Source organism: Jannaschia sp. R86511 (assembly GCF_042466345.1).
GTDB lineage: Bacteria > Actinomycetota > Actinomycetes > Actinomycetales > JBBAYJ01 > Aquipuribacter.
Map to the genome: position 1 here is coordinate 3,063,570 of NZ_JAXHCD010000001.1, position 14,760 is coordinate 3,078,329.

The following is a 14,760-nucleotide window of genomic DNA, read 5'->3' on the forward strand; positions in this document are numbered from 1 at the left end:
GTCAGACGCCGGCGGCCTGCATCCCCCGCAGCTCCTTCTTCAGGTCGCGGATCTCGTCGCGCAGCCGGGCCGCCACCTCGAACTGCAGCTCGGTCGCCGAGACGTGCATCTGGTCGGTGAGCTGCTGGATCAGGTCCGCGAGCTCGGACTGGGGCATGCCCTCGTGTCGTGACACCGGCAGCGGGGCCACCGCGCCGTTGACGCCCTTGCCCCGCGACTGCCGTTGACCCGACCCGCCGAGCAGGGCCTTGGTGTCCTCGTCCTCGCGCTGGATCAGGTCGGTGATGTCGGCGATCTTCTTGCGCAGCGGCGTCGGGTCGATGCCGTTGGCCAGGTTGTGGGCCACCTGGATCTCGCGGCGGCGGTTGGTCTCGTCGATCGCCTGCTCCATCGACGGGGTGATCCGGTCGGCGTACATGTGGACCGCGCCGGACACGTTGCGGGCCGCGCGGCCGATCGTCTGGATGAGCGACGTGGCCGAGCGCAGGAAGCCCTCCTTGTCGGCGTCGAGGATCGCGACCAGCGACACCTCGGGCAGGTCGAGACCCTCGCGCAGCAGGTTGATGCCGACCAGGACGTCGTACTCCCCCATGCGCAGCTCGCGGAGCAGCTCCACCCGCCGCAGGGTGTCGACCTCGGAGTGCAGGTACCGGACCCGTTCCCCCTGCTCCAGCAGGTAGTCGGTCAGGTCCTCGGCCATCTTCTTGGTCAGGGTGGTGACGAGGATGCGCTCGTTCTTGACGGTCCGCTCGCGGATCTCGGCCAGCAGGTCGTCGATCTGGCCCTTGGTCTGCTTGACGACGACCTGGGGGTCGACCAGACCGGTCGGCCGGATGATCTGCTGCACGACGTCACCCTTGACCCGACCGAGCTCGTACGGCCCGGGGGTGGCCGAGAGGTAGACGGTCTGGCCGATGCGCTCGGTGAACTCCTCCCACCGCAGCGGCCGGTTGTCCATGGCCGACGGCAGCCGGAAGCCGTGGTCCACCAGCGTGCGCTTGCGGGACATGTCCCCCTCGTACATGCCGCCGATCTGCGGCACGGTGACGTGCGACTCGTCGATGACCAGCAGGAAGTCCTCGGGGAAGTAGTCCAGCAGGGTGTTGGACGCCGACCCAGGCGCGCGTCCGTCGAAGTGACGGGAGTAGTTCTCCACCCCGGCACAGGTCCCGACCTGGCGCAGCATCTCGATGTCGTAGGTGGTGCGCATCCGCAGCCGCTGGGCCTCCAGCAGCTTGTTCTGCTTCTCCAGCTCGGCCAGGCGGCCGTGCAGCTCGGCCTCGATCGTGCCGACGGCGCGCTCGAGCCGTTCGGGCCCGGCGACGTAGTGGGAGGCGGGGAAGATGTACATCTCCTCCTCCTCGCGGACGATCTCGCCCGTGAGGGGGTGCAGCGTGTAGAGCCGCTCGATCTCGTCGCCGAACAGCTCGATGCGGACGGCGAGCTCCTCGTACTGCGGGATGATCTCGACGGTGTCGCCCCGGACGCGGAAGGTACCGCGGGTGAAGGACAGGTCGTTGCGCGTGTACTGCATGGTGACGAACCGGCGCAGCAGGTCGTCGCGGTTGACGGTCTGGCCGACCTTGAGCCGGGCCATCCGGTCGACGTACTCCTGCGGGGTGCCCAGGCCGTAGATGCAGGACACGGTCGAGACCACGATGACGTCGCGCCTGGTCAGCAGCGAGTTGGTGGCCGAGTGCCGGAGCCGCTCGACCTCGTCGTTGATCGACGAGTCCTTCTCGATGTAGGTGTCGGTCTGGGGGACGTAGGCCTCGGGCTGGTAGTAGTCGTAGTACGAGACGAAGTACTCGACCGCGTTGTTCGGCAGGAGCTCGCGGAACTCGTTGGCCAGCTGGGCGGCCAGCGTCTTGTTCTGCACCATCACCAGGGTCGGGCGCTGGACCTGCTCGACCAGCCAGGCTGTGGTGGCCGACTTGCCCGTGCCGGTGGCCCCCAGCAGGACGGAGTCCTTGTCGCCGCGGTTGACGCGCTTCGTCAGCTCGGCGATGGCGGCCGGCTGGTCCCCGCTGGGGGTGAACGGGCTGATGACCTCGAAGGGGGCGACGCGGCGGGTGATGTCGGAGACGGGGCGCACGTACCTACGGTAAGCCGCAGGTCCGACAACGCCATCCCGTGGGGCGGCCGGCGGCGGGGCACCGCGGATCGGCTTCGCAGGTCCTCGGACGGGGCTGCCGCCGGTTCCGGGATCCGCGCTGCCGCAGGTCCTGGGAAGGGGCTGCTGACGATCCCGGGACAGGGCTGCCGCGGGTCGGACGTGCCGGTCAGTCCCAGCGGCCGCGCAGCTGCTTGAGCTGTGAGCGCTGCTTCTTGGCCGTGATGCGCCTCTCCTTCGAGCCCCGGGTGGGCCTCGTGGGCCGACGTGCCCGCCCTGGCGGGGCCAGGGCCTCGCGGAGCGCCGCGGCCATCCGGGCCCGGGCCGCCGAACGGTTGCGCAGCTGCTGACGGTGCTCCGACGCGGCCACGGTGAGGACCCCGTCCACCAGTCGGCCCCGCAACCGGTCCTGCAGCCGGGCACGCTGCTGCTCCCCCAGCCCCGGCAGGTCGAGCGGGCGGACCGACAGCTCGACCCGGCTGTCGGCCGTGTTGACGCCCTGACCACCAGGGCCCGACGACCGGCTGAACCGCCACGAGAGCATGGCCGCGGGTACGACGACCCGTCCACTGACCGGCAGGTCGCCGGACGGGTCGTCGCTGGGCACGGTGCAGTCTCCCGTGCTTCCCGCTGCGCTGTCTCGTGAGTTACCGCCCGACGCTCACGCCCCGAGCCCGACGCCGCGCCAGCCGCCGACGCACGCGCCAGCCGTTGACGCGCGCACCCGCCGCCGGCGTCGGGGTCCTGACGTGTCTGCCACCCCTAGAACGGCGGCGGGTCGTCGTCGGGCGACTCGGCCGCAGCGTCGTCGGGGTGCATGTCGGTGGTGGGTGGTGGTCGTCCCCAGCTGGGTGGGTGGGTGACGTGCTGGTGGCCGGTGGGGGTGGTCCAGGTGGTGGTGCCGTCGGGGGTGATGGTGAGGGTGTAGCCGGCTTGGTGCTTGCAGGTGTGGTGCAGGCGGCACTCGCTGGCCATGGTGGTGTGGCAGGTGGGGCCGTGGGGGAAGGGGGTGACGTGGTCGAGGTCGCAGGCGGCGGCGCGGCGGCGGCAGGTGGGGAAGCGGCAGGTCTGGTCGCGGGCGCGGATGAGGGCGGCGACGGCGGTGCTGGGTCGGTAGGTGCGGTGGCGGGTGTCGGCCAGCCCGCAGCCGCAGGGGGTGCCGGGCGCGGAGCCGGCGCCGGATGCGGGAGCTGAACCGGAGCTGGGCGAGGACGCGGAGCTGGGCGAGGACGCGGAGCTGGGCGAGGACGCGGCGCCGGGCGAGGGCGCGGAGGCGGGCGCGGGTGCGGAGCCGGGCGCGGGTGCCGGCGCTGATCGGGAGCCGGGCGAGGACGCGGCGCCGGGTGCGGACGCGGCGCCGGGTGCGGACGCGGGTTCGGTTGCGGGGGACGCCTCGGGTCCTGAGGTGCCAGGTCCGGTCTCGGCTCCGCCGGGTCCGTGCGGGCCGCCAGCGGCGCCAGGGCTGGCAGGGCTGTTGGTGGTGCAGCCGCAGCTGCTCTTGCTGGTGTGGGTGAGGTGGCCGGTGGTGGGGTCGCTGGTCCAGCGGCGCCAGCGGGCGTCGGCGGCCAGGGCGCGGGTCAGGGGGGCGGGGACGGGGCCGTAGCCGTCGAGGTCGCCGGGTTCGTCGCCGCCGGCCAGGACGGTGCCGGCGGTGGCGACGAGGGCCAGGTCGATGCGGACGTTGTGGGCTCGGGTCAGGTCGTGGGAGTCACCGAGCAGGGTCGCGAGGAACACGTCGACCCGGGTCTGGTCCAACGTCCGCGCCGCGTCGTAGCCGGACGCGCCTGCGAGTGAAGGGTGCGGCACCAGCGCCCGCGCCTCTCCGCCTGTCGCCGTCTCGACGGTCTCGGACGTCCCGGTCCCGGTCCCGTCGCTGACAGCAGGCTGCGTGCTGGTGCTGGTGCTGGTGCTGGTGCTGGTGCTGGTCCCGGTGCTGGTGCAGGCGATGCTGTTGGTGCTGCTCCTGGTGCTGGTGCGGTCGGCGCGCAGCAGCTCGCGGGCGGTGCCGTCGAGCCGGGCGAACGCAGCTCCGAGCAGCTCCGCGCGCCCGGTGATCGACAGCAGCGCCATGCCGTCAGGCAGGGCCCGGTAGGTGCAGGCGCGGCGGGCGTCGGCGGTGGTCGTCCGTTCGGTCGCGTGGTGGGGGTCGGCGCGCAGGACCAGGCGCGTGAGGCGGGCGGTGAGCTGGGCCGGGGTCAAGGCCCCCGCGGCGCGGGCGGGTCGCAGGTCGGTCAGGGCGGCCACGCTGCCCGGGTAGAGCACCTCGGCCTCGACCGCCGCCGCCAACCGGTCCGCACCAGCCGTCCCACCGGCCGTGACACCCGCGGCGTCAGCTCCGGCGCCCGCCTGGTCCCTCACCGCCCCGTCAGCTGCCTCGTCCGCCCCAGCCCCGTCACCCCCGTCACCCCCGTCGGCCCCGTCACCCCCGTCGGCCCCGTCGGCCCCGTCGGCCCCGTCGGCCCCGTCGGCCCCGTCGGCCCCGTCGGCCCCGAGGGGCGGGCGTGCCCCGTCGGTCTCGTCGGCCGTCGGTGAGGCGGTGTCGTCGAGGCGATGGCGCGGCAGGCTGCGGACGGCGTCACAGATCCGCCGCGCCCGCACCAGGTCGATCTCACCGCGCCGCAGCGCCTCGAACGTCACCGGCCGTCGCAGCACCAGCTCGACCGCCAGCTCCAGACGCTCCCGGGCGACGACCGGGGACAGCGTCAACGCGAGCGACACCTCCTGCGCGGTGAACCGGTCCACCCGGTCCACGTCCACCCGCCGTACCTGCGTCGTGCCCGGCACCACGCCACGCGCGTCGTCGCTCTCCCGGGCCGCGGCCCGGGCCTCGGCCACCGCCTCGCGGCGGCGCACCTGGACCAGGGTCGCGATGGCCTGCAGCTCCATGGCGTCCGCCGCCGCCCGCACGAACCCCGTCGAGGACATCGCCACCACCGCCGCCGCGGCCAGGTCCGCACCGGCACCACCGGCCCCGCCCGGCACCGACACCACGCTCGACGACATGCCGCAGACGGTAGGCAGCACCCCGGACACAACCCCCCGGCTGCCGCGTGACCACCGTCGGACCGACCGTCGGCGGGGGTTGGACGCCTCGTCAGACCCGAGCGACCCACCCCGTGGCGGCGGCCCAGGTCTGCATGCGCGGCCACGCGACGTCCGTGAACCACGGCTCCTTGGCGGTGGCGTAGTCCGCCCTGACCGGGTGCAGGAGCGCCAGCCGGCGCTTCTCGCCCTCGTACTCCCGCCGCGCGGCCGCCTCGGATCGCAGCCAGTCCCGGAACATCACGGCGTAGGACGCCGCCCCCGACCCGGTTACGCGGACGTGCAGGTTGACAGGGCGAGCGGGGTCCGCGCTGCCGTGCAGCCGCTTGCCCCAGGGGCCGGCCGCGCCCGGCTTGGGGGTGTCGGTCCACTCCCCCGGCCGGGCCGGGAAGCCGGCCTCGGCCAGGGCGGGGGCCAGGGCGTCCGCCACGGCCAGGTCGTCGACGACCAGCTGCAGGTCCACCACGTCCTTGGCCGCCAGCCCGGGGACCGCCGTCGACCCGACGTGCTCCACCGAGCGCGCCCGGTCCCCGGCGGCGCGTCGGACCCGGGCGGCCAGCCGGCGACCGGTGTCCGCCCAGGTGGGGTCGGGCGCGACCAGGTCGGTCAGGCGGGCGGGCGCCGACGACCGCCCGTGACGCACGTTCGACTCGAACGGCAGCAGCCGGTCCCGCCACAGGCCGTCCACGGAGGCCGGCAGGTCGTCCTCGGCCGCCGTGTTGTCCAGCCAGACGTCGGCGGCGGCGCGTCGCGCCCGGTCGTCGGCCTGGGAGGCGACCCGGGCACGCGCCTCCACCTCGCTGCTCCCCCGTTCGGAGACCAGCCGACGGACCCGCTCCTCGACGTCGGCGTGGACGACGACGGTCAGGTGGTAGCGGTCCTCGTACCCGAGCTCGACCAGCAGCGGCACGTCGTGCACCACGACCGCGTCGGACCGCGCCGCCTGGAAACGCTCCTCGGTCAGGGCCCGGATCCGTGGGTGCGTGACGGCCTCCAGGTCGCGCCGGGCGTCGGGGTCGGTGAACACGACCCGACCGAGCGCAGGCCGGTCCAGCGCGCCGTCGGCCGTCAGCACCTGCGGCCCGAACCGGGCCACCACCTCGGCCAGCCCGTCGCTGCCGGGGGCGACGACCTCACGGGCCAGGACGTCGGCGTCGACCAGCACCGCCCCGTGCGCGGCCAGCCGCCGGGCGACGGTCGACTTGCCGGACGCGATCCCACCCGTCAGACCCACCCTGAGCACGGCGGCAGTCTGGCACGACGGAGGCCCGCCCCCCGGCTGGGGGACGGGCCTCCGTCGACGTGCCGTCAGGCGGCGCTGACGCCGCTCAGACGTTGGTGCTGGTGCCGGTCAGCGGCCGGTGAGCTTCTCGCGCAGCGCGGCCAGGGCCTCGTCCGAGGCGAGCGTGCCGCCGCCGGACTCGCTGTCGTCGTCGCCGCCGGAGCTGAACGACGAGGCGCTCGAGCTTCCGGAGCTGGGCGTGCTGGAGCTGGTCGCCGCCGTGGCGGAACCGGCCTCGAGCTCGGCCTTCTGAGCCGACACGACCTGCTCCTTGTGGGCCTCCCAGCGCTTCTGCGCCTCGGCGTACTGCTTCTCCCACTCGGCCTGCTGGGTCTCGTAGCCCGGGAGCCACTCGCCCGTCTCGGGGTCGAAGCCGTCCGGGTACTTGTAGTTGCCCTGCTCGTCGTACTCCGCGGCCATGCCGTAGAGCGTCGGGTCGAACTCGGCCGACTCGTCGGCGATGCCGCCGTCGTTGGCCTGCTTGAGCGACAGCGAGATCCGGCGACGCTCGAGGTCGACGTCGATGACCTTGACGAAGATGTCGTCGCCGACCTGGACGACCTGCTCCGGGATCTCCACGTGGCGCTCGGCCAGCTCGGAGATGTGGACCAGGCCCTCGATGCCGTCCTCGACGCGGACGAACGCGCCGAAGGGGACCAGCTTGGTGACCTTGCCGGGCACGACCTGGCCGAGGCCGTGCGTGCGGGCGAAGTGCTGCCACGGGTCTTCCTGGGTGGCCTTCAGCGACAGGGAGACGCGCTCGCGCTCCATGTCGATGTCGAGCACCTCGACCGTGACCTCCTGGCCGATCTCGACGACCTCGGTGGGGTGGTCGATGTGCTTCCAGGACAGCTCGGAGACGTGCACCAGGCCGTCGACACCGCCGAGGTCGACGAACGCGCCGAAGTTGACGGTCGAGGACACGACACCGGTGCGGATCTGGCCCCGGGCCAGCTGCTTGAGGAACGAGGTGCGGACCTCGGACTGGGTCTGCTCGAGCCAGGCGCGGCGGGACAGGACCACGTTGTTGCGGTTCTTGTCCAGCTCGATGATCTTGGCCTCGAGCTCCTTGCCCACGTAGGGCTGGAGGTCGCGGACGCGACGCATCTCGACCAGGGAGGCAGGCAGGAAGCCGCGCAGGCCGATGTCGAGGATGAGCCCACCCTTGACGACCTCGATGACGGTGCCGGAGACGACGCCGTCCTCTTCCTTGATCGTCTCGATCTTGCCCCAGGCACGCTCGTACTGCGCGCGCTTCTTGGACAGGATCAGACGGCCTTCCTTGTCCTCCTTCTGGAGGACCAGGGCCTCGACCTCGTCGCCGACGCTGACGACCTCGTTGGGGTCGACGTCGTGCTTGATCGAGAGCTCGCGGCTGGGGATGACACCCTCGGTCTTGTAACCGATGTCGAGGAGGACCTCGTCGCGGTCGACCTTGACGATGGTGCCGGAGACGAGGTCGCCGTCCCCGAAGTACTTGATGGTCTCGTCGACCGCTGCGAGGAAGTCCTCGGCGCTGCCGATGTCGTTGACGGCGACGATCGCGACGCGGGAGCTGCTCGCAGGTGCAGTCGTGGTGGTGGTCATGAAGTAGGGGCTCCGGCTGATGGATTAGGTGGGATCGATAGCGCACGGGCGCGCGCGCCGACAGTCTATCGATCCCCGTCGGGCAGGGTCAACGCGGCCCTCTGGCACCCTGACCGGGTGCACGACACCTCCGCCGGCCTGTCCGACGACGTCGACCCCGCCGACGCGGTCCGCGCCAACCGGACCTGGTGGGACCGGGAGGCCGCCGGCTACCAGGCCGAGCACGCCGCGTTCCTGGCCGGCCGGCCCGGTGGGACGGGACCGGGCAGCACCGACCCGGCCAGCACCGATGCGTCCACCGACGAGGCAGCCAGCACCCACCCGGCCGCGCTCCCGGCCCGGCTCATCTGGTGCCCGGAGGGCCTGGACGAGGCCGACGCGGGCCTGCTGGGCCGGCCGGAGGACCTGGCCGGCACCCGGGTCCTGGAGGTCGGCGCGGGTGCGGCCCAGGGCAGCCGGTGGCTGGCCGAGCAGGGGGCCCGCGTGGTGGCCCTCGACCTGTCGACGGCCATGCTCGCCATGCGGGGCCCGGTCGTGCCCGCCCTGCAGGCCGACGCCTGCGCGCTCCCCCTGGCCGACGGCTGCGTCGACCACGCGTTCTCCGCCTACGGGGCGCTGCCCTTCGTCGCCGACGCCGGCGCGGTGCTGCGCGAGGTCGCACGCGTGCTGCGCCCGGGGGGCCGGTTCGTGGCCAGCGTCACGCACCCCTTCCGCTGGGCGCTGCCCGACGACCCGGGCTGGGACGGCCTGCGGGTGTCGCTGTCGTACTTCGACCGGCGCCCCTACGTGGAGCACGCCCCCGACGGCCGACTGGACTACGCGGAGTACCACCGCACGGTGGGCGACTGGGTGCGACTGGTCCGGGCCGCGGGGCTCGTCCTGGACGACCTGGTGGAGCCGGAGTGGCCCGAGAGGCTCACCGACACCTGGGGTGGCTGGTCGCCGCTGCGCGGGCAGTACCTGCCCGGCACCGCGATCCTCGTCACCCGTCGCCCGGCCGCGACCGTCGGGTAGGGCCCGGTGCGGCCGGCGCTCAGTGGGCCGCGTCGAACCACGACCGGCCGAGGCCCACGGACACCTCGAGCGGCACCCGCAGGTCCGCGGCGCCGCCCATCTGGGCCACGACCAGCTCCTGCACCTGCTCGAGCTCACCGGCCGCGACCTCCAGCACGAGCTCGTCGTGCACCTGCAGCAGCATCCGCGAGCGCAGGCCGGCGGCGTCCAGGCCTTCCTGCACCCGCAGCATCGCCACCTTGATCAGGTCGGCCGCCGAGCCCTGGATCGGCGCGTTGAGCGCCATCCGCTCGGCCGCCTCGCGCCGCTGCCGGTTGTCGCTGGTCAGGTCGGGCAGGTAGCGGCGACGACCCAGCAGCGTCGCCGTCCAGCCGTCCTTGCGCGCCTCGTCGACCACGCTGCGCAGGTAGTCGCGCACCCCGCCGAAGCGCTCGAAGTACTCGTCCATGAGCCCTCGCGACTCCTCGACCGAGGTCCGCAGCTGCCGCGACAGGCCGAACGCGCTCAGCCCGTAGGCGAGCCCGTAGCTCATGGCCTTGACCTTGGAGCGCATCTCGGGCGTCACGTCGGCCGGCTCGACCTGGAACACCCGGGAACCCACGAACCGGTGCAGGTCCTCCCCCGCCGTGAAGGCCTCGATCAGGCCCTCGTCGCCCGACAGGTGGGCCATGATCCGCATCTCGATCTGGGAGTAGTCCGCGCTCATCAGGCACTCCAGCGGCCCGTCCGCGTCGGCCCCCACGACGAAACCGCTGCGGATCCGCCGCCCCTCCTCGGTCCGGATGGGGATGTTCTGCAGGTTGGGCTCGGTCGAGGACAGCCGGCCCGTCGCGGCGATGGTCTGCTGGAACGTGGTCCGGATCCGGCCGTCGTCGGCCACCGAGGCCAGCAGCCCCTCGACCGTCTGCCGCAGCCTGATCGCGTCGCGGTGCTCCAGCAGGTGCAGCAGGAACGGGTGCTCGGTCGACTCGTAGAGGTCCTGCAGCGCCTCGGCGTCGGTGGTCCAGCCCGTCTTGGTCCGCTTGGTCTTGGGCATCTCGAGCTTCTCGAACAGCACCCGCTGCAGCTGCTTGGGCGAGCCCAGGTTGATCTGCTCGTCGATCTCGGCGAACGCCAGCCGGGCGGCCTCCGAGACCCGCATGTCGTAGTGCTCCCGCAGGCCCTGCAGGTGCTCGACGTCCACGGCGATGCCGGTGCTCTCCATGCGGACCAGCACCCGCTCCAGCGGCAGCTCGAGGTCGGCCAGCAGGGCGGTGCCCTCCCGCTGCTCCAGCTCGGCCAGCAGCACGGCGTCCAGCTCGGCCACGGCCGCGGCCCGGATGCCCGCGCGCATGTCGCGCCGCGCCCGTGCCGCCAGGACGAGGTCCTCGGGGCTGTCCTCGGCGTCGGCGGCCTCGGACCCGTCGAACCCCAGGCTCAGCTGCTCCTCGGCGGGGACGTCCTCGGTGGCCGGCTCGGCCGTGACCAGCGTCCGCCCCAGGTGGCGCACGGACAGGTCGGCGAGGTCGTAGGAGCGCTGGTCGGGCCGGCACAGGTACGCCGCGAGCGACGTGTCGCCCGCCGGCAGCCCCGCGATCGCCGACGCCAGCCCCCGGGAACCGGTCGTGCCGTCCTCGCTCACGTGGTCCGGCGCGCCCGCGTCACCACCCGGCGTGCCCTGCCCCGTGGTGGCGGGGTCGTCGTCGGCGGCGTCCTCGGCCACCTGGGCCAGCCCGCGAGCCCAGGCCGCCCGGGCCAGCGCGTGCAGCTGCGGCTTGGCGTCGTGCAGGACCAGGGCCGGGCCGGTGGGCGAGGCGACCCAGTGCAGCAGGTCGGCCACGTCGAGGACCGCCACCGACCCGTCGGGCGCGGCGACCGCGACGCCGTCCAGCGCGGCCGGGCTGGTGGGACTGCCGGGCCCGGACAGGTCGGCGGCCAGCACGACCTCCGCCCCCACCCGCGCCCCGGCGGGGACGGCGCCCGTCCAGGCGGCCACGTCCTCGCCGGTGGGGCGGGCCACCTCGATCGAGAAGCCCCCGGTGACCTCGGGCTCGTCGTTGTCGAGGGTCTCGAACAGCCGCTCGCGCAGGACCCGGAACTCCAGGCCGTCGAACACCCGGTGGATGGCGTCGCGGTCCCAGGCCGGCCGCTCCAGCGCGTCGACCTCGACCCCGAGCGGCAGGTCGTCGACGAGCCGGTTGAGCCGCCGGTTGCGCTCGACGTCGGACAGGTGGGCCCGCAGGTTCTCCCCGGCCTTGCCCTTGATCGTGTCGGCGTTGGCCACGACCCCCGTGAGCCCGTCGTACTGGGTGATCCACTTGGCGGCGGTCTTGGGCCCGACGCCGGGCACGCCCGGCAGGTTGTCGCTGGTCTCGCCGACCAGGGCGGCCAGGTCCGGGTAGCGCTGCGGCGGGACGCCGTACTTGGCCTCCACCGCCGCGGGGGTCATGCGCGTCAGCTCCGACACGCCCCGGACCGGGTAGAGCACGGTGACGTGCTCGTCCACCAGCTGGAACGCGTCACGGTCGCCGGTGACCACGAGCACGTCGTGCCCGGCGGCCCGGGCCTGCTTGGTCAGGGTGCAGATGACGTCGTCGGCCTCGAAGCCCTCGGCGGTGACGATGGACACGCCCATGGCGCCCAGCACCTCGCGGATGAGCGGGATCTGCCCCGGGAACTCCGGCGGGCTGACCGAGCGCCCGGCCTTGTACTCCGGGTACTCCGTGAGCCGGAACGTCTGCTTGGACACGTCGAAGGCGACCGCCAGGTGCGTGGGCGCCTCGTCCCGCAGCACGTTGATCAGCATCGACGTGAAGCCGTACACCGCGTTGGTGGTCTGCCCCGTCGAGGTCGAGAAGTTCTCGGTCGGCAGGGCGTAGAAGGCCCGGTAGGCGAGCGAATGACCGTCGACGAGCAGCAGGCGTCCCACGGCGGCAACCCTAGGCTTCTGGGTGTGACGGACCACGCAGACCACCCGGCCGACGCCCTCGAGACCGTCCTGGCGGCCGTCCCCGGCACGTTGATCGAGCGGCTGGGCATCGAGTTCGTCGAGGTGTCGGCCGAGCGCCTCGTCGCGACCATGCCCGTGGCGGGCAACACCCAGCCCTACGGCCTGCTGCACGGCGGGGCCAGCGTGGCGCTGGCGGAGACGCTCGGCTCGTTCGGGGCCATGCTGGCCGCCGGCGAGGGGCGCGTCGCCGTGGGGGTCGACATCAACGCCACCCACCACCGCGCGGCGCGCTCGGGGGTGGTCACGGCCGTCGCCACCGCGCTGCAGACGGGCCGCACCCTGGCCAGCTACGAGGTCGTGGTGAGCGACGACGCCGGGCGCCGGGTCTGCACCGCGCGCATCACCTGCCTGCTGCGCGACGCCGTCCCCGGCTCGTCCGGCTGAGCCGGCGGTGACGCTGTTCGTCGGCGCGGGGACGGTCCTCAACGTCCTCACCGTGCTGCTCGGCGGCACCATCGGGCTGCTGCTGGGGTCACGGCTGCCGGAGCGCGTGCGGCTCGTGGCCATGGACGCCCTGGGCCTGGGGACGCTGTCCATCGCGGTGCTGTCGATCCTGGACGTCGCCGACCCCGCGCTGAGCGAGGCGGTCGGACCCGGCGCCGCGCTGGTCGTCATCGGCTCGGCCCTGCTGGGCGGCATCATCGGCGCGCTGCTGCGGGTGGAGTCCCGGCTGGAACAGCTCGGGCACGTCCTGCGGCGGGTCCTGCTGCGCGGGAGGACGGAGCCCGCGGGCGACCCCGAGCCGGCCGAGGCGGACGCCGGGTCACGGACCGCCCGCGGCGACTCCCGCTTCGTGGAGGGGTTCGTCACGGCGTCGCTGGTGTTCTGCGTCGGACCGCTCACCGTGCTGGGCTCGATCAACGACGGGCTGGGCCGCGGGATCGACGAGCTGGCCGTCAAGTCGCTGCTGGACGGGGTGGCCGCGGCGGCGTTCGCCTCCGCCCTGGGCTCGGGCGTGCTGCTGAGCGCCCTGTCGGTGGCCGTCGTCCAGGGCACGCTCACCGTGGTGGGGTTCCTGCTCGGCGACCTGCTCGACGCCGCCCAGGTCGCGGCCCTGTCGGCCACGGGCGGCCTGGTGCTGCTGGGTGTCGGCCTGCGGCTGCTGCGCCTGCGTGACGTGCCCGTCGGCGACCTGCTGCCCGCCCTGGTGGTGGCTCCGGTGCTGGTGGCGGCCGTGGGCGCGTTCGTGACGTGACACCCGGCGACCACAGCGTGAGCGCGCAGCAGGACGTTCCGGGCGCCGGGTTACTTTCCGATGTCGTTTCGGCGCCGTGGGGTCCCAACCCGCACTTTCTGTGGCTAGGGTTCGGCGGTCACTCCCGCTGAGACCCAGCGAGGGTGTCCCCTGCCGCAACACCCTGCCGACCAACGGAGGAACGAGGGTGCGTCATATTTTCGCGCTCGTCGGGCTGATCCTGGCCCTGACCATCGCCGGCCCCGCCGCAGCGCTGCAGCCGGTCACCAGCACCGCCCCACCGCCCGACGTGCTCGCCGCGAGCGCACCTCCCGAGGACGGCGAGACCATCAACGTCCGCGTCCGCGACGACGAGACCCGCGAGGACGTGGCCGGTGTCGACGTCACCGTCTCGTTCGAGGGCGAGGTCGTCGGCGAGGGCACCACCGACGCCGAGGGCACCGTGAGCTTCCCGGTCCCGCAGACCGGTGAGTACGAGATCGAGCTCGACCTGGAGACGCTCCCGGAGGAGCTCGCCGACCTGGGCGTCGAGGAGAACCCGTTCACCACGACGGTCCAGCCGGGCACCCCCCGCACCGTCGCGTTCCGGCTGGAGGCCGGTCTGGGTGACGGCTCCGGCGTCGAGGTCCCGGGAGCCGGCTTCTTCGCCGACATCCCCTGGCGGCTCGCGCCCCAGTACGCGGTGTCGGGCCTTCGGTTCGGTCTGATCCTCGCGCTCGCCGCGATCGGCCTGTCGCTGGTGTTCGGCACCACCGGGCTGACCAACTTCGCCCACGGCGAGCTGGTGACCTTCGGCGCCCTGGTGGCCTACGGGCTGCACGTCATCGCCGGGCTGCCCCTGCTGGTGGCCGCCCCGTTGACGATCCTGCTCGCCGGGGCCTTCGGCTGGTTCCAGGAGACCTTCATCTGGCGGAACCTTCGCAAGAAGCAGGTCGGCCTGATCGCCATGATGATCTTCTCGATCGGGTTCAGCTTCTTCCTGCGCTACGGCTTCCTGTACCTGTTCTCGGGCCAGACGTTCTTCTACCGCGACTTCAGCGGCCAGGCCGGCATCCCCATCGGGTCGGTGACGATCCCGCCCTCGCACATCTTCAGCATGGTGCTGTCGGTCGTGGTGCTCCTGGCCTTCGCCTTCTCGCTGCTCTACACCAAGACCGGCAAGGCGACGCGAGCGGTCTCCGACAACCCGGCGCTGGCCGCGGCCAGCGGGATCGACGTCGACGGCGTCATCCGGATCGTGTGGATCGTCGGCACGGCCCTGGCCGCGCTGTCGGGCGTGCTGTTCGGCCTCACCCAGGGCATGAACTACCTGCTCGGGTTCCAGGTGCTGCTGCTGATCTTCGCCGCGGTCGTCCTGGGCGGTCTGGGGACCGCCTTCGGGGCGATGCTCGGCGCCGTCAGCGTCGGCCTCCTGATCGAGCTCAGCACGCTGATCATCCCGGCGGAGCTGAAGAACGTCGGCGCCCTCGCCGTGCTGATCATCATCCTGCTCGTCAGGCCCCAGGGCCTGCTCGGGCGAAGCCAGCGGGTCGGCTGAG

At 73.2% G+C, this 14,760-nt stretch carries 10 protein-coding genes; 4 read left to right on the plus strand and 6 right to left on the minus strand.

Annotation, left to right across the window (positions count from 1 at the left end; genetic code table 11):
* Position 1: 1 nt before the first annotated feature.
* The 5 genes from uvrB to rpsA form a co-directional block, all read right to left on the minus strand.
* Positions 2-2,095 carry an excinuclease ABC subunit UvrB gene (gene uvrB, locus SJY06_RS14415; protein WP_380168234.1) on the minus strand — a complete coding sequence of 698 codons (2,094 nt, stop codon included), beginning with the start codon at positions 2,093-2,095 and terminating at the stop codon, positions 2-4.
* 187 nt (positions 2,096-2,282) lie between these two features.
* Complete coding sequence (gene arfB / locus SJY06_RS14420) at positions 2,283-2,720, minus strand: alternative ribosome rescue aminoacyl-tRNA hydrolase ArfB (RefSeq protein WP_380168235.1); 438 nt, start codon at positions 2,718-2,720, stop codon at positions 2,283-2,285.
* Between the two features lie 155 nt (positions 2,721-2,875).
* Positions 2,876-5,116, minus strand: coding sequence for a hypothetical protein (locus tag SJY06_RS14425; protein ID WP_380168236.1), 2,241 nt, complete (start codon positions 5,114-5,116; stop codon positions 2,876-2,878).
* A gap of 91 nt (positions 5,117-5,207) precedes the next feature.
* Positions 5,208-6,398, minus strand: coding sequence for a dephospho-CoA kinase (gene coaE / locus SJY06_RS14430; RefSeq protein WP_380168237.1), 1,191 nt, complete (start codon positions 6,396-6,398; stop codon positions 5,208-5,210).
* 108 nt (positions 6,399-6,506) lie between these two features.
* Positions 6,507-8,024 carry a 30S ribosomal protein S1 gene (rpsA, locus tag SJY06_RS14435; protein WP_380168238.1) on the minus strand — a complete coding sequence of 506 codons (1,518 nt, stop codon included), beginning with the start codon at positions 8,022-8,024 and terminating at the stop codon, positions 6,507-6,509.
* A 117-nt stretch (positions 8,025-8,141) separates the two neighbouring features.
* Between rpsA and SJY06_RS14440 the strand changes: the two genes are divergently transcribed.
* Positions 8,142-9,038, plus strand: a complete 897-nt coding sequence (locus tag SJY06_RS14440) for a class I SAM-dependent methyltransferase (RefSeq protein WP_380168239.1) — start codon at positions 8,142-8,144, stop codon at positions 9,036-9,038.
* A gap of 19 nt (positions 9,039-9,057) precedes the next feature.
* On the opposite strand, the gene SJY06_RS14445 is transcribed toward SJY06_RS14440, so the two are convergent.
* The gene (locus tag SJY06_RS14445; RefSeq protein WP_380168240.1) at positions 9,058-11,946 is read right to left on the minus strand and encodes a DNA polymerase I; all 2,889 of its coding nucleotides are present in this window, start codon (positions 11,944-11,946) and stop codon (positions 9,058-9,060) included.
* A gap of 24 nt (positions 11,947-11,970) precedes the next feature.
* On the opposite strand from SJY06_RS14445, the gene SJY06_RS14450 reads away from it, so the two are divergent.
* The 3 genes from SJY06_RS14450 to SJY06_RS14460 all read left to right on the plus strand — a co-directional run bounded on the left by SJY06_RS14450 (position 11,971) and on the right by SJY06_RS14460 (position 14,759).
* On the plus strand, positions 11,971-12,411 hold the full coding sequence (locus SJY06_RS14450) for a hotdog fold thioesterase (RefSeq protein ID WP_380168241.1): 441 nt from the start codon (positions 11,971-11,973) through the stop codon (positions 12,409-12,411).
* A 7-nt stretch (positions 12,412-12,418) separates the two neighbouring features.
* A complete protein-coding gene (locus SJY06_RS14455; protein WP_380168242.1) occupies positions 12,419-13,222 on the plus strand; it encodes a DUF554 family protein in 804 nt (267 codons plus the stop codon).
* A gap of 187 nt (positions 13,223-13,409) precedes the next feature.
* On the plus strand, positions 13,410-14,759 hold the full coding sequence (locus SJY06_RS14460) for a hypothetical protein (RefSeq protein WP_380168243.1): 1,350 nt from the start codon (positions 13,410-13,412) through the stop codon (positions 14,757-14,759).
* Position 14,760 lies beyond the last annotated feature (1 nt).